Raw genomic sequence first — 17,489 nt, forward strand, 5'->3', positions numbered from 1 at the left:
TTCATCCAATGCATCGGGCCGAGTTCAACCTTTGGCCTTTCCGGTCTTTGACAGTGTCTGCAAGCCTCAGATCTACCTCCAGGACCTGATCGAAAAAAGGCCCGCCAATATGCGGCGGGCCAGGTCGGGGAGTTTACTTAATAACTCTGATTCAGCTCATCCGCTGCCGGGATCTCTCGCTCGCGCCGTGCGATGTAATCCAACAACTCTTCATTCTTGGCGATATCGAGTGTTGGTTCCTGATACTCGGCCAGCAACTTGCGCGCGTGATTCAAGGCACGTTCGGTAACCTCAACCTCGCCTTCGGCCACCCATTGTTCGATCGAGTTGTTGTCAAACATCTCAGGCATGAAGAAAGCCGTCTGGAAATTGTCCTGCGTGTGCGGATGACCCAGATAATGTCCCCCTGGACCAACATCGGGAACCGCAGCCAATGCTTCGTCGAAATCGCCCCATTTTGGCCCTTCCGCCATGCGATAAGCCATCGCACATTGTTCCGCATCGACAATGAATTTGGCGACTGAGCAGTGCATCCCGGCCTCGTTCCACCCTGCACTGTGCCAGATGTAGTTGGCCCCGGCATGCATAACCGCCCCTAGCGTCGTGGCCGATTCATAGCCAGCCTGCGCATCAAAGGTCTTGGCCCCGCCCAGCGTGTTCGAGGTGCGCCAAGGTACCGCGTAATATCGCGCCATCTGGCCGATCATGAAGTTCATCAGGCTAATCTCTGGCGTGCCCGCCATCGGCGCGCCGGATTTCATCGAAACCGTCGACAGGTAATGACCATAGATCGCGGGAGCCCCTTTGCGGATCACCTGCGTATAGGCCAGCGCGCTCAGTGCTTCGGCATTCAACTGCGCGACGGTGGCGGGAACGGAAGCTGGCGTGTTGGCCCCACCCAACACGAACGGAGAGCATAGTACGGGCTGATTGCGGCGGCAGAACGCACGCATCGCCCCCAGCATGGTTTCATCCCAAACCAATGGTGAGTTGCCGTTACAATTGCCGGTGGTGACAGGGTGATCCTCAAGGAAGTCCTCACCAAACAGGATCGCGCACATCTCCATGACATCCTCCGCGTTCTTGGGGCTGGTCGTCATGCCCATGAACGTCTTGTCCGAGTGTTTCATCGACGAATAGGTGATGCGCAGATGCCGCTGGCTGATCGGATGATCATAAGGCTCTACGATGTGATGGGCCGACGAATGCAGTGCGGGCATCATGTGGCTGAGTTTGTGAAACATCGCCAGATCGTCCAGCATGGGGTTTCTGCGCACATCGTCCAGATCGCGCAGGAAAGGTGCGCCGGTCATCGGCACAAAGATTGAATGCTTCCCCCCCAACCGCACGTTCTTTTTCGGATCGCGCGCGTGATATGTGAAGTCCGATGGGATCGTCGTGATCAATTCGCGCACCAGGCCGCGATCCAGATAGACCAACTCACCCTCGACCTTGGCCCCTGCCCGCTTCCAGTCCTCCAACGCTATTGGGTCGCGGAACTGCACGCCGACGTTTTCGAGGATGTCCATCGAAGCATTGTCGATGCGTTCAACCTGGCTTCCGTCCATCACCTCGCACAGCGGGATGCCACGGGTCAGACCCGGCAGCATCTCAAAATTTGGAGCGGTACGCATGGCGCGGCGGGCCGAACGTCCACCCGCGCGTGTTGTTGTACGCATGTTCACGGGGCAATCCTCCTTCTTCCTGCTTACTTTGGCGGGCTCGACCGGGGATTACCTCTCTGATTGCGATATGTGATTGCAGGAAGCGACACGAAGAACGCCGCCCAAAGGGGCGGCGCTCTGGTTTTGCATATCAGGCTTTAAGCTTATTCAGCGGCCTGCGCGCTTGCGGCTTCACGTTTGTCGCGTTGTCCGTCACGGAACAGCGCCTTCGCCAGCGAGATGCACATCAGCCCCATCACCATGGTGAATGGAAGTGCACCGATGATCATTGCATTACGCAAAGCATCCATCGGATTGTTGTCGCCTGCGGCCAGGATCAGCGCACCGATTACGGCCGTCAGGATAACACCCCAGATGATACGATGCTTGATCCCGGTTTCCTGGCTGCCACCCGACATGATGGTGTTCATCACCAGAATGCCCGAGTCCGCCGAGGTTACCAGGAACGTCATGATCAGGATCACGCACATGACGTTCAGCATGGATAGCAGCCCACCATCGATCATGTAAGACAGCGTCACGAACAGCTTGTTGGTGTTCGATGCGCCGATGATCGCGCCTTCCGCTGCACCTGCCAGTTCCAGATCAATCGCTGTGCCGCCCAGAACAGTCATCCATGCAAAGCACACCAGCGCCGGTGCGAAGACACAACCCAAGATGAACTCACGCACCGAACGGCCCTTGGAGATACGCGCCAGGAACAGGCCCACGAAGGGCGAGAACGCAATCCACCAGGCCCAGTAGAACGTGGTCCAACCCGATTGCCAGCCGAACTGACGGCCCTGTTCACCAGCGGCATAGACGGCAGACAGAGTGTCGGCATCCAGCTCGGCGGCTGCACCTGTCAGACCATCCTTGAAACCATCAAAGCTGCCCCAGGCATTGGTCGCACCAGCCATCAGATCACCTGCCAACGGTTTCGCCGCTTCCGGCAGACCAGCGGCAAAGGCATCCGCGGACATCGGACTATAGGCGCCAAAGCTAAGTGACAGGAAGTGAATGATGTAGTCCACCATCGCTGTGCCATAGGTTGTCATCGCAAAGACGAATGAACCAAACACTACGAATGTCCCCAGCAGGATGATCGACAGAACCAGATTGAGGTTCGACAGGTACTTAACCCCGCGCCCGACACCAGACACAGCTGAGATGATCGACAGGCTCATGATAACCAGCAGACCCGATATCAGACCAACTTTGCTGGGCGCTGGAACATCTCCGCTCAGGTCCATAATCCACTGCATACCCGTGATGGCGTACAAACCATCGATGAACTGGCTGACCCCGAAACCAATGGTCACCGAGACGCCCAGGATGGTTGCCACGACGCCCAGAACGTCAACGACATGCCCCAGAAAGCCGTTCATCAAACGACCAAACAAAGGGGTCAGTGCGGCGCGGATCGTCAACGGCATGTTGCGCGTATAGGCGTAGTATGCCAGCGACAGACCCGTCACCACGTAAATGGCCCAGGCATGGAAACCATAATGAAGGTAGGTAAAGCGATAAGCCGACTGCAGCGCTTCGGGGCTGTTACCCTCGACCGCGCCCGAGACAACAACTGGGTTCGATCCCCACAGGCCCAGCGGTTCAGCCGTGGCAAAAACCATCAGCCCGACACCCAAACCGGCCCCAAACATCATCGAGAACCAGGAGAAATTTGAGAACTCGGGCTTCTCACCCGGCGTACCCATGACCCGCTTACCGGTTGAAGGGATAATGGCGACGATCGCCAGAAAGAAGAAGAACAGACCAACAATAATCACATAAAAACTATTGAAGCTTTCCAGCAAGCGACCGTTCCAGCTGCCCAAAGTGCTGTTGGCATTCGCAGGCCAAACCAGCGCCCACAGCACAAGGGCCACCATGATGCCCTTACTGATCAGCGCAATCGGTACGCTGTAATTTTCATAGAAACCGGCATCTGCCGTTTCTATCTCAAGATCCGTGAATGGTTCAGGTACCGACATATCTCTCCTCCGTGTTGTCGATGCGAGGGGGGCGGAGAGCTGCCGCAGATGCGATGCCCTCTCATTATTCTTGATGTTATCGTTTGCTTACTGCTTCCAAAGCCGTGTGTTCAGACGCGCATACAATTCTTGTTTTCCTTGAATTTGCCCACCAGGCCCGACTGCCCATTGATTCGCAATTGCGACAATTCAGACCCGCATGTTGCAGGTCCTTGGTGGAGCGGCCCACAGTTTCGGCAGGTGAATTTTTGCATTTCCTGCCGATCGTGATCCAAGTTCATCTGTCTGCCTAAAGCGCCCCTTGCCAAATTGTCGCACCAAAACCGACCTTTTAGAAGGTGTAGACGACCCATGGATCGCGGCTCTGGTAATTTGCAGCATTGTCCATGCATCAATTGCTTTCTTTCAATGGCAAAAATTTTCATAGTCACGCGAACAAGACTAATCCGTAATCAGCCAGGTCCCGCAATGTCCCGACGCCACTATAAACTGCCGCCCCTGACCACCCTTGCGGCGTTCGAGGCCGCGGCGCGCCACCTCAGCTTCAAAAACGCCGCCGAGGAGCTTTCGGTAACGCCCGGAGCCGTCAGCCACCAGATCAAAGCGCTCGAAGGGTATCTGGAGGCACCGCTGTTTCAGCGCAAACACCGCAGCGTCGATCTGACCGACGATGGCAAAGCCCTGTACCAGGCGCTGTCGACCTCATTCGCCCGTATCTCAAAGACCCTGTCTACCATACGGGATCGCTCACTTGGCGGAAAAGTGACCGTGGGCTCGACCACTGCCGTTGCAGCCCTTTGGCTGTCCCCATCGGTGATCCGATTCTGGCGGGACGCGCCCGAGATCAGCGTCGACCAGATCTCGCAAGACAGGCCCTTTCGGGATCGCCCTGACCTGGATTTCTTTATCCGCTACGGGCGCGACGGAGACCCCAGCCTGGACCACACCTCACTGTATCGTGACAACCTGATCCCGGTCGGCAGCCCGGAATTGGCCGAGCGCCTGAACCGAACAGGGTTAAAGGATATTGCAGCCCAACGCCTGATACATCTCGATTCCGAAGACAACAGCTGGACCACATGGCCAGATTGGTTCCGCGAACTGGGCTACGAGGAACGGCTGACATCCGAGGCGAGGGTCAATAGCTATTCGGTGGCTTTGCAACTGGCCCGCAAGGGGGCAGGTCTGGTTTTGGGGTGGCAGCGGTTGATTCAACCCATGTTGCAGTCAGGCAAACTGGTTCCCATCGGTTCGCATTACTTGACTGCCCCAAATCAGTTTTATCTTGTCGGGCGGCCAGATGATGAGCTGTCCGACAACGCCCGCGCGCTCAAAGATTGGATCATTCAAGAGGTGCGCGAAGGAACGGTTTAATTCAACTCAACCTGTGATGAGGTTTTCTGATATTGAGGAAACCCCATTCTCTCCGCCAATAGGGTTTGCAATGCAATTCAGTCGCAGGAGAGCCTGATGAATAAACATGGCCCGCTTTCATCGGTTCTGGCCGATGTGAACACTGCCAACGGTCTGCCAAACGAACATTACGTCGACCCCGGCGTTTTCGCCGAGGAGCGGCAATCCGTTCTTTACGCAAACTGGTCCGGCATCGGATTTGGCAAGGATGTCCCTGAAGCCGGAGATGCAAAACCAGTGGATTTCCTGGGTATGCCCTTGCTGATCGTCCGCGACCGTGATGGCGAGATTGGAGTATTTCAAAACACCTGCCGCCACCGCGGGATGATCCTTGTGGATGCGCCCAAAAAAATTGGCGGCGCCATTCGCTGTCCCTATCACAGCTGGTGCTACAGCCTGAAGGGCGAGTTGCGCGCGACACCCCATGTTGGCGGCCCCGGTCAGAACAAACATCAAGACGTCAAAAACGAAGACCTTGGGCTGGTGCGTATTCGTTCGCATGTCTGGCGCGATGTGATCTTTGTGAATGTCGACGGCAATGCCCCGGCCTTTGAGGATGCGCATCGGGAGTTGCTGGAGCGCTGGAAGGAGTTCGAAACTCCACTGTTCCATGGCGGCGATGAGTCCTCTTTCAAGCTTGAGGTCAAAACCAACTGGAAGCTGGCGGTCGAAAACTATTGCGAAAGCTACCACCTGCCGTGGGTCCATCCGGGGCTCAACAGCTATTCCCGGCTGGAAGATCACTACAATATCGAAAAGCGCGGGCATTATTCGGGTCAGGGCACATTGGTCTATCGGCAATTGACCGATCAGGACGGCGCAACAATGCCCGATTTTCCGGATCTCAGCGACAAATGGAATGAAGGCGCGGAATACATCGCGCTTTATCCGAACGTCTTGCTGGGCGTTCAGCGCGATCATAGCTTTGCAATCATCCTGGAACCAGTCGATCAGGGCAATACTGTCGAGCATATCGAGCTCTACTATGCCAAAAGCGAAAGCGAGACGCCCGAACATGACGGGCTGCGTGCCTCGAACGCACAATTGTGGAAAACCGTTTTCGAAGAAGATGTTTTTGTCGTCGAAGGCATGCAAAAAGGCCGACATGGTATGCTGTTTGACGGCGGCCGGTTCTCGCCCGCGATGGATGGCCCAACGCATAACTTCCACCATTGGGTCGCGACACAGATAGAGAATGGACGCTCCGAATAGTCTCGAAATCGCACATGGAGCTGAAAGAAATGGACAGGGCAGCGCTGGATGAATTGTTGCTGGCCGCGCATGCGCGCAATGATCCGGCTGCCCTTGTCGCATATTATACGATGGCCGCCGATGAGCGCGAAGGCGCAGGCGACATCGATGCGGCCTGTTTTTTCCTGACCCACGCCTTTGTCTTTGCGCTGGAGCACGGCGCACCTGAGGCTGATATCCTCAATCTGCGTCTGGTGCGCCATGGTCGGGCCGATCGCCTAGAACTGTGATCTCCGAGCAGCCGCCAACCCGTGTCCTTTGAGGTGCGCCCGGTTGTTGAACGACAGAGATGTTCGACTATTCAGCCACATTACTGACCCCGCTCGGCCCCTGCGAAATTCTGCAATTTCCGGCACCAAGGCTTAGAAGGACAGCACACAATACGGCTGCTCTCAGCCCAAATAGAGCTTTCGTCAGCGTGCGGAGAATAACCAAAACCCAATTGAGTGTTGCAACCATTCAAGGTAATATCTGCGCATGGCCTTGCTCGGGCCTCCCCCCTCCACTGGGGCAGCATTCAACATGCAGAGCGATACTGAGTCGAACCCAACCTGTTCGAGCGCGCGCATAAGGAGGGATTGCGGAGACCACTCGAATAAGGAGGTTCAAGATGAAACTTTCATCTCCAATCTACAAATTAAAGCGTCATGCCAAATTGCTGGCTCGTGATAGCGACATTAGACTCCACGAGGCACTTAATCAGATTGCCGCGAAAGAGGGCTTCAACGACTGGAGTCATTTAGCGTCCAACTACTCTAAAGCATCACCTGCAAAAGAAATCATAAGGCAGATGCAATCAGGTGATTTGGTGCTTATCGGCGCGCGCCCAGGACACGGCAAAACACTTCTAGGGCTGGAGCTGGCTGCATTGGCTGAAAAAAACAATCGCACAGGATATGTTTTCACCTTGGACTACAATGAAATGGACGTTTGGGATCGACTTGAAAAGCTCGGATTTGACGCTCAGGGTTTTGACCGTCCTCTTGTCGTTGATACCTCGGACAGCATCTGCGCAGCTCATATTATCGAATGCGTCAGCACAACGGCTGATGACGCGCTGGTCGTTGTTGATTACCTACAGCTATTGGATCAACGGCGAAGCAATCCACCACTTGATGAACAAGTCCGGGCACTCAAAAAATTTGCTGCCAAACGCGGGGTGATTATTGTCATAATCTCACAGATTGACCGCTCATTTGAGCTGTCGTCAGGTAATTTGCCAAGCATTGATGACATTCGATTGCCAAATCCAGTCGATCTGTCGATTTTCGATTTAAGGTGCTTCTTACATGACGGTGAAGTTCAGATAGAAATGGCGGCATAAGCTGGTCGACCTGCTTTGCGGGCATTCGCTGAATGTCCGCAAAATCCGCGCTGTATTGAGCGATCACGGCACTTTGAACGCTTGGTCCGGGTCAAAGATGCACGACGTTCCACACCAGCGTTCTGAACCGAACAAACGACAGCTTGCTTCTTACCCCAGCATCCTTATCTATGCTGGGGTGATCACCATATGGTTGTGCTAAGGGGCGAGAGCTTGGATCAAAAAACGGATATGTTGATCATAGGCGCTGGCATCGCCGGGATGACCATGGCACTTGAGGCGCGCAAACTGGGCATCCGCGACATCACCATTCTGGAAAAGGCCGATGATATCGGCGGAACATGGCGCGAAAACACATATCCCGGTGTTGCCTGCGATGTACCCTCGCACCTTTACAGCATGGCATCTCATCCCAACCCGGACTGGAGCCAGGTTTATGCAGGCGGGGCCGAAATACAGGCATATCTGCGAGGCATTGCGCAAAAAGAAAACCTGTATGGCCTCTGCCAATTCAACCAGCGCCTGAAATCCGCCGAATGGCGCAGCGATCATTGGTACGTTGAAACCGACGACGGACAGCGCTGGACCACTCAGTTTCTGGTTTCGGCCATCGGGGCGCTGCATATACCCAAAATCCCCAAAATTCCGGGCGCGGACAGTTTTGAAGGACCCAGCTTTCATTCCGCCGAGTGGGATCACGATGTTGATCTGACCGGTGCGAATATAGCTGTTGTTGGCACCGGCGCTTCAGCTATCCAGTTTGTCCCGGAAATGGCCCAGATCGCGAAGCGGGTAACTGTCTTCCAACGCAGCGCCCCCTACGTGCTGCCGCGCATGGATGGACCGGTCGCGCCATGGGTCAGACGGCTATACCGGCAGGTTCCGCTATTGGCGCGGATAAGGCGAAACCTGATCTTTGCCTATTTCGAATTCCGCCACCGCGTGTTTCGGCGCGAGAAGCTGATGGTGAAATACGCCATGCACCTTTGGCACAAAGCGTTACATTCCGCAGTATCGGACCCGGCAGAGCGGGAGAAGCTGACACCGAACTACCAAATCGGATGCAAACGGATCCTCAGCTCGAATGAGTGGTACCCAGCCCTAATGCGCGACAATGTCGATGTCATCCCATCCGGCGTCGCGTCGATTGAAGGTGATACGATCACAGCCAGCGACGGGACAAAGGTACAGGCCGATGTCCTGATCTGGGGAACCGGTTTTCACGTGACCGATATTGCTGAACGTCTGGACATTACGGGCGCAGACGGTCTGACACTGCGCGACGCTTGGTCAGACGGGATGCAAGCCCATCTGGGCACCGCAGTTGCAGGGTTCCCGAACTTTTTCATCCTTTTGGGACCGCATACAACGCTGGCCCACAACTCGGTCATTTTGATGATCGAGGCGCAGGTGCGTCATATCGGCGAAGTGCTTACGTCAATGTCGGATCAAGGCATTCGCACGATCAACCCGCATGCAAAAAAGCAGGCCGCATTTACACAGGAAATGCAAGACCGGCACGCGGACGCTGTTTGGCAAGACGGCGGTTGCACATCATGGTATCAGGATGCCAAAGGCCACAATACGGCCCTGTGGCCCGGAACCGCTGCTGAGTTCCAGCGACGCATGGCCGCCGCGGGCATCGAACACTACGTACCCTTGTCCGACGCAAAAGGAGACTGATGAGATGACAATTGTTCTGAGCACGCTGGCACTTCTCGTGATCTTTCTTTTGGGCATGCACCTCTGGACAAGGCATCTGACCAAGGTTGGCCTTCAGACCGTTCCTCAATTGGGCCAGATAATCCCGGTCTCAGGCGGCAGCATTCATTACGTCGAAAAAGGTGACCCCAACGCACAAACGATTGTGATGATCCACGGGCTGGCCGGGCAATTACAGCATTTCACCTATGGGCTGATGGATGAGCTTGCGGATGAGTATCACGTGATCGCCTTGGATCGATCAGGCTGTGGGTATTCTACCCGCGACACGGCTGAGATGGGCCGTTTGCCCGAACAGGCCCGCATGATCACCGAATTCCTCGATGCAAAGGGCGTCACTGATGCCGTATTAGTCGGGCATTCACTGGGCGGAGCGGTCTCACTTGCCATCGCTCTGGACTACCCGGACCGCGTGTCTAGCCTGGCCTTGCTTGCGCCCTTGACCCATCAAATGCCAAAGCCACCAGAGGTGTTTAAGTCCCTCGAAATCCGCACGGCCTGGATACGCCGCCTGATCGGAAACACCTTGGCTGTTCCCATCGCGTCCAAAACCGCACCCCATGTCTTGCAGGTGGCCTTTGACCCCGAAACAGCACCGGATGATTTCCTGGAACGCGCTGGTGGCGCGCTTGGCTTACGCCCATCAGCCTTTATCACCGCATCCCAGGATCTTGTCGGGGTAGATGACAGCATCGCAGCCCAAAGCGCACGCTATCCTGAACTGAGAACGCCCGGAGGTGTTTTATACGGGGCACAGGATACGATCCTGTCCCCCGCAATGCACGGGCCGCAGATGCAGCAGTTCGGACTGACATATCAAGAGGTTGACGGCCTGGGTCATATGACACCCATCACCGTGCCAGAAACATGCGCCGATTTCATACGCAAGGTGATCCAGAACGCTGCGAAGGCAGACAATACATCAACTGATGTCGGTTGAGGTTAGATCAGAAAAATTCCCTGTCGAACCGACCATTTCCCCCTTGACCCTCTCCGACGGCTCGCTTACATCGCCTCTCACTCATGGCGGAGTAGCTCAGTTGGTTAGAGCAGCGGAATCATAATCCGCGTGTCGGGGGTTCAAGTCCCTCCTCCGCTACCACATCCCCAAATATCCTAATCAAACCATCCGCAAAGCCTTGATTTGAAACCGCTATCGGTTCGCTTTGCGCGCCTTTAAACCATCCAGATAAGCCCGTTTTTCGATCTGAACCTCTTCATCGCTTAAATCTGAACAGTTAAGCTCACGGAAATATGCGGCGGCCCCAGGGGGTTGGACATTCGCATTTTTGACGGGGGTCAGATCATCTGAGCGCACATTAAGTATCGACAGCACCTTGGTAAGCGCCAAGAATCGGTCGTCACCGTCTGAGACATTGATCCGCGCGACACGCGCGTGGGTCGAGACCGTTTGTTCGACCCTGCTTACCACCGCATCCAGATCGGAAGCAGCTTTGAGCTGTTGACTATAATCCGAAAGCTCCTCCACCAGCCTGCTTGCCTGAATGTTTTGCCAATATACACTTCTGATCCAATCGGATGGATTTCTGGTTGTGAAGAAGAAAGTCACTTGCGCCTGTCTGCCAAAAAGCCGCTGCACCTCTTCCAACTGAACCCGTGCAAGTACATGGGTCTGAGTATACGACCAGACGTTCTTGCGGCCCGGGATCATGCCTGCGAATTCTTCGCTACTGATCAACAGGGGTTTGTCTTCCTGGCCGACAAAGGCTTCGAGCACCGTGTGCAGCTTTTTGCGAAAACCCTTTAGCATGCGATCTTGCGGCAGGACGGCGTATCGGCGTGCCGAAAATCCAGCCTCTTTCAGGTCCCGTGGCAAAAGCATGTTTAAACGATTATTCAGAACCCCTCGGTTTTTGTGGAGCATTGATTGGAGGGTTCTGGTCCCTGTTTTGTGAAAGCCCTGGTGAATGACAACTTTCATCCCAGCCCCCTAGCCGTCAGCCTTCTCCAGCTTGAACCACCTCGTTCCCAGATAAAGCGGATACTCCGTTCTTCTGAGGCTGCAAACCATGATCTATCGGGCCAAAAATGGAACAATAGCCCTCAGGAATCGATACTGTTTCTAAAGACCGGTCAAATCAATCAACGGAGTCGCGCGCGTTACTGCAAACTCATGAGAGCTGTCAGGCAAGGTGATGCTGATCTCAAGGCTCTGCGTTCTTTCAAAACGACTGAAATAGGCGAACTCAATTGTCGTCAGCGCTGCCATGTCCTGGCATTGGATAACATAGTCCGCACGAAACTCAGAATGTTCCGGCCCCTGCGCTGCCCCATCGCTGGCTTCCGCGGCCTGTGTTTGGTCGGCTATTTCCTCTGACGTCAATGCAACATTGGCAGATGCAGTAAAACAGCCTGCGTCCTCGGGAAGGACAAACAACTCCAAAGGCTTAGACAAATCCGAAATGGCAACCGCAACCATAGCGCGATCTTCATCTGTCTCGGCCTGGCTTTCGAACCCAACGATATCTGAGCTTGGAACGGCCAGTGACAGCGCGAACTCTGCCCCGGCGAACACCATGCCAAGCTGTCCGGTTCCGTGTTTACGTTGGCCGTCCTGCTGCGTCGCATGGGCTGCCACCCCCGCCGACAACAAAGACAAAAGAAGAACCAGGCGCTTCATTAACCACGTACCACCAAAAATAGAATCACAGGTCAGAGTTTAGCCCGAATCGCGGGGGGCGCAACGCGGGTCGCTACGGCACGCATCGCTAGATATGGGGATATGCGGCAGTTTGCCCATGCGCAGGCGTATATCTGACAATAAAACTCAGGTTGACAATTCTGACTTATTCACTCAGCTTTTAGGCGTTAGAACAATGTGTCGCCTCTGACCGCACTGCCTTTCACTGACAGGAAAGATCAAACCCCATGACGAAGTTTATTGTCGCTGCCAGCGCCCTGACCCTTTGCGCCGCAACCGCCGCATCGGCCGCCGATGCCCCCGCAAAATCAGATATCCTGAATACTTACGCGAATATCGCCGAAGCCAATTACGCTGACAGCCTGATCGCTGCGATGTCGCTGCAATCTGCCGTTAGCGCTCTGATCGCCGATCCGTCAGATGCTACCCTGAACGCGGCGCGCGCCGCCTGGCTTGCCGCGCGCGTGCCTTATCAACAGAGCGAAGTCTATCGTTTCGGCAACGCGATCGTCGATGACTGGGAAGGTAAGGTAAACGCCTGGCCTCTTGACGAAGGTCTGATCGACTATGTCGACGCGTCCTATGGCGGCCCGAGTGACGAGAACGAGTTTGCTGCACTGAACGTCATCGCCAACCCCAGTTTCGAACTGTCTGGCAACGCTGTTGATGCATCTGAAATCACTCCTGAACTGCTGGCAGAGACATTGCATGAGGCGGATGGGATCGAAGCCAATGTGGCAACCGGTTACCACGCAGTCGAATTTCTGCTCTGGGGTCAGGACCTGAATGGTCATGGCACTGGTGCTGGCAACCGCCCGTGGACTGACTTTGCACAAAATGACAATTGCACCAACGGAAGCTGCGACCGCCGCGCCCAGTACCTGAGTGCCGCAACCGATCTGCTGGTCAGCGATCTGGAATGGATGACGGCACAATGGGCAGAAGGTGGCGACGCGCGCGACGCGCTGACTGAAAACGAAGACACCGGCATCAGCGCGATTCTGACTGGCATGGGCTCGCTTTCATACGGTGAAACCGCAGGTGAGCGGATGCGTCTTGGCGTGATGTTGAACGATCCGGAAGAGGAGCATTCCTGCTTTGCCGACAACACCCATAACGACCACTACTACAACGGCGTTGGCATCCAGAACGTCTATCTGGGTCGCTACACTCGGATCGACGGGACCCCAGTCAGCGGTGCGTCATTGTCTGATCTGGTCATCGCAAGCGACCCCGCGCTGGATACCGAGATGAAAGCCAAACTGGCGAACACCATGCTGGCCCTGGGCGCGATGAAATCCACCGCCGAAGCGGGGTTCGCCTATGACCAGATGTTGGAACGCGGCAATGCCGGAGGCGAAGCTTTGATCATGAGTGGCGTGAACGGTCTGATCGACCAGACCAAAACGATCGAACGTATCGTTGCTGCGCTTGAGCTAGAGAATATCGAATTCGAAGGATCGGACAGTCTGGATAACCCGGACGCAGTGTTCCAATAGTCAAAACCCTGTGACCAGAGGCGTAAAGCCGCGCCTCTGGTCATACTGGCATTGCCTTATGCCTCGTACCGTTGTTTCTGATCCTGGGCGCCAAGCCGCAGCTCAAAGAGAGCTAGACTAGAGCCTTGTACGTGGAAATGCGATTGGCTGCCAAACTCAGTTGACCCTACCTGTACGGTACTGATCAAACGATTGATCACTGATGAAGAAAGTCACATCAATGCTCTGGAAACGCCAGCTGATCTGCCTGAACGGCGCAGCACAGCCACCTATGCGTAACTCAATACTCCAGAATTGGACAAAGGCGTGTGGCATTATCGCGCTGACGCTAAGCACTTTGGCCGCCACCCCCGCTCTGCCGTCCGAACTCCAGGACCTGCACCTGTCCGTCATTCCCCGCACCGACGAAGAGCTGGACCGCATATCCAAAGCCACCGCGCCACCACGGGATTTCACCACCCCGCAACGCTTTGAAGACCTGCCCGCAGGGGCCGCGACAGTCCGTGCGCGCAACGATGCCGACGCGTTTTCCCTGCCTTCGCGCAACCTGAGCTTTGAGCAGGAGCTGGATTTCAGAGTCGGAAACGGGTTGTTCAGGAAAATCTGGGTTTCATCACCATCCTCGACACTTGCCTCAGATGGGTTGGGACCGCTGTACAACGCACGCTCTTGCCAGCGCTGCCATATCAAGGACGGGCGCGGGCATACGCCAAATGGGCCGGATGACACCGCGATTTCGATGTTTCTGCGGGTCTCTATCCCCGGCACGGCGGAAGACGGTTATGCCGAGATCGCGGATTACATCGCCACCCTGCCCGATCCCACCTATGGCGGTCAGATGCAGGATTTTGCACTGGCGGGGCATCCGGCAGAATACCGCTTGGACATCACATACAGCGAGGTTCCCGTTACGCTTTCGGAGGGAGAAACCGCCTCTTTGCGCCGCCCGACCTACCATGCCGCCGATCTGGGCTATGGCCCGTTGCATCCGGATGCCATGCTCAGTCCCCGGGTCGCACCGCAGATGATCGGCCTGGGATTGCTGGAGGCGATCCCGGTCGAGGACCTGCTGGCCAAGGCCGATCCAGAGGACGCGGATGGGGATGGGATATCAGGCCGCCCGAACATCGTTTGGTCGGTGGAATATGATGCGCCAATGATGGGACGGTTTGGCCATAAAGCCGGAATGCCGACCGTCATGGAACAATCCGCGGCGGCCTTTGCGGGGGATATCGGCATGTCCAGCCCCTTGTTTCCTGCACCCTATGGGGATTGCACCGATACGCAGACCAATTGTGTGCAAGCACCGCATGGCGATAATGACGACAGAGGTTTCGAGATTGATCAGGTCGGGATGGACCTAGTGGCGTTTTACAGCCGCAATCTGGGTGTACCCGGCCGGCGCGACTTAGATGACCCTGAGGTGCTAAAAGGGAAAGAGGTGTTTCATAGCTCCGGCTGCGCCTCGTGCCACACTCCGTCTTATGTGACCCACCGCCTGGAAGACCGCGAAGAACATAGTTTCCAGTTGATCTGGCCCTATACTGACCTTCTGCTGCACGATATGGGCGAAGGTCTGGCCGACAACCGCCCTGAAGCACGTGCAACAGGCCGCGAGTGGCGCACGCCCCCGTTGTGGGGGATTGGCCTGACCGAACGTGTTTCGGGCCATACAGAATTCCTCCATGATGGCCGCGCGCGTAATCTGCTAGAAGCCATTCTGTGGCATGGCGGCGAGGCGCAAGCCGCCCGGGACAAGGTCGTTTCTATGTCCAAATCCGACCGGGATGCCCTTATCCGTTTTTTGGAGAGCCTGTGACACATGTATAAACTCGCCCTGATCGCAGCCTTGGTTTTTCCGCTGTCCGCCGCCGCACAGGATCACACGCCCGCGCTGGTCGATGTGACCGAAAACCACATCCTGCCACGCTTCACGGCCCTTTCCGAAGCAACAGACGTTCTGGCCATGACGGCGCAGACGGATTGTGCCCCGGAATCGCAAGCCCTTCGGGCCGCTTATAGCACAGCATTCGACGCATGGATTTCGGCCAGCCACCTGCGATTTGGGCCGGCCGAAACCGACGATCGCGCCTTTGCGATGGCTTTCTGGCCGGACACCAAAGGCTTTACCCCCAAAGCCCTCTCAAAACACATCGCAATCGAAGATACCGCCGTCGCCTCAGCTGAAGCCTATGCCGAAACGTCGATTGCCGGGCGTGGGTTCTTTGCTCTGGAACGGATGCTCTATGACCCTGAGTTTGCCCAGCAAGGCAGCACCGACTATCGCTGTGCCCTGATTCAGGCCATCAGCGCTGATATTGATGCAAATGCCGATGCTATGGCTGCCGACTGGGAAACCTATGCGCTCGACCTGACCCGACCTGGGGCTGATGGCCCCTATCGCACACAGGATGAGGCCCTGCAGGAATTGTTCAAGGCACTGTCGACCGGACTGCAGTTCACATCCGAGACACGTCTGGGCCGGCCGCTGGGCACGTTTGACCGACCGCGCCCCAAACGGGCCGAGGCGCGTCGTTCCGAACGGTCCTTACGCCATGTTGAGCTTTCGCTAGTCTCAGCGCGTGACCTTGCGGCGCGCCTGTCTGCCAATCACCCGGAAATCGCCGCCGATCTGGAAACAGCTTTCAACCGCGCGATCAAGAGTGCCCGGTCTATAGACGACCCCGCTTTGGCCGGTGTTGCAGATCCCCAGGTTCGCTTTCGGGTAGAAGCGCTGCAACAGTCGATAAATGATATCCGCCAGATCGCTGCGACCGAGCTTGGCCCGACACTTGGCATCAGCGCCGGCTTCAACTCATTGGACGGAGATTAAACCCTTGACCAGTCGCAGGCATTTCCTCGCCGGTCTCGCTGCTGCCAGCATCGCCCCGATCCGAGGATGGGCCGCGGCAGGTGCACCAGATTACCTGGCAGCTGGGCTTTTCCCGGATGGGTCTTTTCGACTGGCGGGTCTGAGCGCTGAAGGTGATATCCTGTTCGCCCTGCCCCTACCCGCTCGCGGTCACGCCGCCGCCGCGCATCCGTCAGAGCCCCAAGCCGTAGCCTTCGCACGGCGCCCCGGCACATTTGCGGTTGTGATTGATTGCGCCAGCGGTACAGAACTGACCCGACTTGAGGCCCCTGAAGGTTTTCATTTCTATGGGCATGGCACGTTCTCGGCAGACGGAACCCGGTTTTTTGCCACCGAGAATAGCTATGACAGCGGAGAAGGGCGCATCAGTGTCTGGGATGCGAAAACCTTCCAACGGCTCGACGAGTTCTCATCTGGTGGCATTGGCCCTCACGACATCCGCCTGATGCCAGATGGGCAGACCCTTGTGATTGCCAATGGCGGTATTGAAACCCACCCTGAAACCGGCCGCACCAAGCTGAACCTGCCGGTAATGCGCCCGAACCTCAGCTATCTGAGCCTGACAGGCGGATTGCTGGACAAGATGGAGTTGCCCAGCGCACTGCACAAGAACTCGATCCGGCATCTGGCTGTGCGCGGCGATGGGCTGGTCGGATTTGCCATGCAATGGCAGGGCAGCATAACCGAGCACCCGCCGCTGCTGGGTCTGCACCGAATGGGACAAGACCCGGTCTTGCTGTCCGCCCCGGTTGCAAAACAACGCCATCTACAGGGATATGCGGGCAGCGTTGCCTTCTCGTCCGACGGCGCAACCATTGCCATCACCTGCCCGCGCGGCAATGCGCTGCATCGGTTCAACGTGCAGACCGCTACATTCACAGACGCCTCGGCACTGCAAGACGTTTGCGGGCTTGGCGCAGGCCCCGATGGGTTGACCTTCACAACTGGAACCGGGCTATTTGGCACATTAAACCCCGAAGATCCGAAGGTTCTGTCGCGTTCGGATTGCCAATGGGACAACCATCTGATCCCGATCCGTAGCTTCGCGTGAAACTCGGCAATCCCCGTCACATAGTTTACACTTGGAAGAA

General features: G+C 56.2%; 14 protein-coding genes and 1 tRNA gene. 11 read left to right on the forward strand and 4 right to left on the reverse strand.

The window, feature by feature from the left end:
- Nucleotides 1-137: 137 nt before the first annotated feature.
- Both AC2FFE_RS11550 and AC2FFE_RS11555 read right to left on the reverse strand, forming a co-directional pair.
- Nucleotides 138-1,679 carry a trimethylamine methyltransferase family protein gene (locus tag AC2FFE_RS11550; RefSeq protein ID WP_496820748.1) on the reverse strand — a complete coding sequence of 514 codons (1,542 nt, stop codon included), beginning with the start codon at nucleotides 1,677-1,679 and terminating at the stop codon, nucleotides 138-140.
- A 149-nt stretch (nucleotides 1,680-1,828) separates the two neighbouring features.
- Nucleotides 1,829-3,655, reverse strand: a complete 1,827-nt coding sequence (locus AC2FFE_RS11555; protein WP_496820747.1) for a BCCT family transporter — start codon at nucleotides 3,653-3,655, stop codon at nucleotides 1,829-1,831.
- A gap of 468 nt (nucleotides 3,656-4,123) precedes the next feature.
- Between AC2FFE_RS11555 and AC2FFE_RS11560 the strand changes: the two genes are divergently transcribed.
- The 7 genes from AC2FFE_RS11560 to AC2FFE_RS11590 all read left to right on the forward strand — a co-directional run bounded on the left by AC2FFE_RS11560 (nucleotide 4,124) and on the right by AC2FFE_RS11590 (nucleotide 10,467).
- Nucleotides 4,124-5,029, forward strand: coding sequence for a LysR substrate-binding domain-containing protein (locus AC2FFE_RS11560; RefSeq protein ID WP_496820746.1), 906 nt, complete (start codon nucleotides 4,124-4,126; stop codon nucleotides 5,027-5,029).
- Nucleotides 5,030-5,125: 96 nt separating this feature from the next.
- Nucleotides 5,126-6,280, forward strand: a complete 1,155-nt coding sequence (locus AC2FFE_RS11565) for an aromatic ring-hydroxylating oxygenase subunit alpha (RefSeq protein WP_496820745.1) — start codon at nucleotides 5,126-5,128, stop codon at nucleotides 6,278-6,280.
- Nucleotides 6,281-6,309: 29 nt separating this feature from the next.
- A complete protein-coding gene (locus AC2FFE_RS11570; protein WP_496820779.1) occupies nucleotides 6,310-6,549 on the forward strand; it encodes a hypothetical protein in 240 nt (79 codons plus the stop codon).
- Nucleotides 6,550-6,929: 380 nt separating this feature from the next.
- Nucleotides 6,930-7,643: a DNA helicase gene (locus tag AC2FFE_RS11575; protein ID WP_496820744.1), complete on the forward strand. Its 714-nt coding sequence runs from the start codon at nucleotides 6,930-6,932 to the stop codon at nucleotides 7,641-7,643.
- Nucleotides 7,644-7,856: 213 nt separating this feature from the next.
- Nucleotides 7,857-9,326 carry a flavin-containing monooxygenase gene (locus AC2FFE_RS11580; RefSeq protein WP_496846699.1) on the forward strand — a complete coding sequence of 490 codons (1,470 nt, stop codon included), beginning with the start codon at nucleotides 7,857-7,859 and terminating at the stop codon, nucleotides 9,324-9,326.
- Nucleotides 9,327-9,330: 4 nt separating this feature from the next.
- Nucleotides 9,331-10,305, forward strand: a complete 975-nt coding sequence (locus AC2FFE_RS11585) for an alpha/beta fold hydrolase (protein WP_496846700.1) — start codon at nucleotides 9,331-9,333, stop codon at nucleotides 10,303-10,305.
- 85 nt (nucleotides 10,306-10,390) lie between these two features.
- Nucleotides 10,391-10,467, forward strand: a tRNA-Met gene (locus AC2FFE_RS11590).
- 51 nt (nucleotides 10,468-10,518) lie between these two features.
- Here AC2FFE_RS11590 and AC2FFE_RS11595 read toward each other — a convergent pair.
- Both AC2FFE_RS11595 and AC2FFE_RS11600 read right to left on the reverse strand, forming a co-directional pair.
- Nucleotides 10,519-11,307 carry a hypothetical protein gene (locus AC2FFE_RS11595; RefSeq protein WP_496846701.1) on the reverse strand — a complete coding sequence of 263 codons (789 nt, stop codon included), beginning with the start codon at nucleotides 11,305-11,307 and terminating at the stop codon, nucleotides 10,519-10,521.
- A gap of 141 nt (nucleotides 11,308-11,448) precedes the next feature.
- Complete coding sequence (locus AC2FFE_RS11600; RefSeq protein WP_496820740.1) at nucleotides 11,449-12,006, reverse strand: ZrgA family zinc uptake protein; 558 nt, start codon at nucleotides 12,004-12,006, stop codon at nucleotides 11,449-11,451.
- Between the two features lie 248 nt (nucleotides 12,007-12,254).
- Between AC2FFE_RS11600 and AC2FFE_RS11605 the strand changes: the two genes are divergently transcribed.
- The 4 genes from AC2FFE_RS11605 (at nucleotide 12,255) to AC2FFE_RS11620 (ending at nucleotide 17,449) form a co-directional block, all read left to right on the forward strand.
- Nucleotides 12,255-13,526: an imelysin family protein gene (locus AC2FFE_RS11605; protein ID WP_496820739.1), complete on the forward strand. Its 1,272-nt coding sequence runs from the start codon at nucleotides 12,255-12,257 to the stop codon at nucleotides 13,524-13,526.
- A gap of 271 nt (nucleotides 13,527-13,797) precedes the next feature.
- A complete protein-coding gene (locus AC2FFE_RS11610) occupies nucleotides 13,798-15,345 on the forward strand; it encodes a di-heme oxidoreductase family protein (RefSeq protein ID WP_496846772.1) in 1,548 nt (515 codons plus the stop codon).
- A 3-nt stretch (nucleotides 15,346-15,348) separates the two neighbouring features.
- Nucleotides 15,349-16,359 (forward strand): imelysin family protein, encoded by a 1,011-nt coding sequence (locus tag AC2FFE_RS11615; protein ID WP_496846702.1) that lies wholly within the window; start codon nucleotides 15,349-15,351, stop codon nucleotides 16,357-16,359.
- 4 nt (nucleotides 16,360-16,363) lie between these two features.
- Entirely contained in the window at nucleotides 16,364-17,449 is a 1,086-nt protein-coding gene (locus AC2FFE_RS11620; protein WP_496846703.1) for a DUF1513 domain-containing protein, read from the forward strand.
- The last annotated feature ends 40 nt before the right edge of the window (nucleotides 17,450-17,489 follow it).

This window comes from Ruegeria sp. YTSA168, assembly GCF_059610045.1.

Excerpts from the sequence above, each read along its gene's own strand:
- AC2FFE_RS11585 (WP_496846700.1), top strand. The coding sequence starts at position 9,331 with ATGACAATTGTTCTGAGCACGCTGGCACTTCTCGTGATCTTTCTTTTG.
- AC2FFE_RS11595 (WP_496846701.1), bottom strand. The coding sequence starts at position 11,307 with ATGAAAGTTGTCATTCACCAGGGCTTTCACAAAACAGGGACCAGAACC.
- AC2FFE_RS11605 (WP_496820739.1), top strand. The coding sequence starts at position 12,255 with ATGACGAAGTTTATTGTCGCTGCCAGCGCCCTGACCCTTTGCGCCGCA.
- AC2FFE_RS11615 (WP_496846702.1), top strand. The coding sequence starts at position 15,349 with ATGTATAAACTCGCCCTGATCGCAGCCTTGGTTTTTCCGCTGTCCGCC.
- AC2FFE_RS11575 (WP_496820744.1), top strand. The coding sequence starts at position 6,930 with ATGAAACTTTCATCTCCAATCTACAAATTAAAGCGTCATGCCAAATTG.
- AC2FFE_RS11565 (WP_496820745.1), top strand. The coding sequence starts at position 5,126 with ATGAATAAACATGGCCCGCTTTCATCGGTTCTGGCCGATGTGAACACT.
- AC2FFE_RS11570 (WP_496820779.1), top strand. The coding sequence starts at position 6,310 with ATGGACAGGGCAGCGCTGGATGAATTGTTGCTGGCCGCGCATGCGCGC.
- AC2FFE_RS11610 (WP_496846772.1), top strand. The coding sequence starts at position 13,798 with ATGCGTAACTCAATACTCCAGAATTGGACAAAGGCGTGTGGCATTATC.
- AC2FFE_RS11550 (WP_496820748.1), bottom strand. The coding sequence starts at position 1,679 with ATGCGTACAACAACACGCGCGGGTGGACGTTCGGCCCGCCGCGCCATG.
- AC2FFE_RS11600 (WP_496820740.1), bottom strand. The coding sequence starts at position 12,006 with ATGAAGCGCCTGGTTCTTCTTTTGTCTTTGTTGTCGGCGGGGGTGGCA.
- AC2FFE_RS11560 (WP_496820746.1), top strand. The coding sequence starts at position 4,124 with ATGTCCCGACGCCACTATAAACTGCCGCCCCTGACCACCCTTGCGGCG.
- AC2FFE_RS11555 (WP_496820747.1), bottom strand. The coding sequence starts at position 3,655 with ATGTCGGTACCTGAACCATTCACGGATCTTGAGATAGAAACGGCAGAT.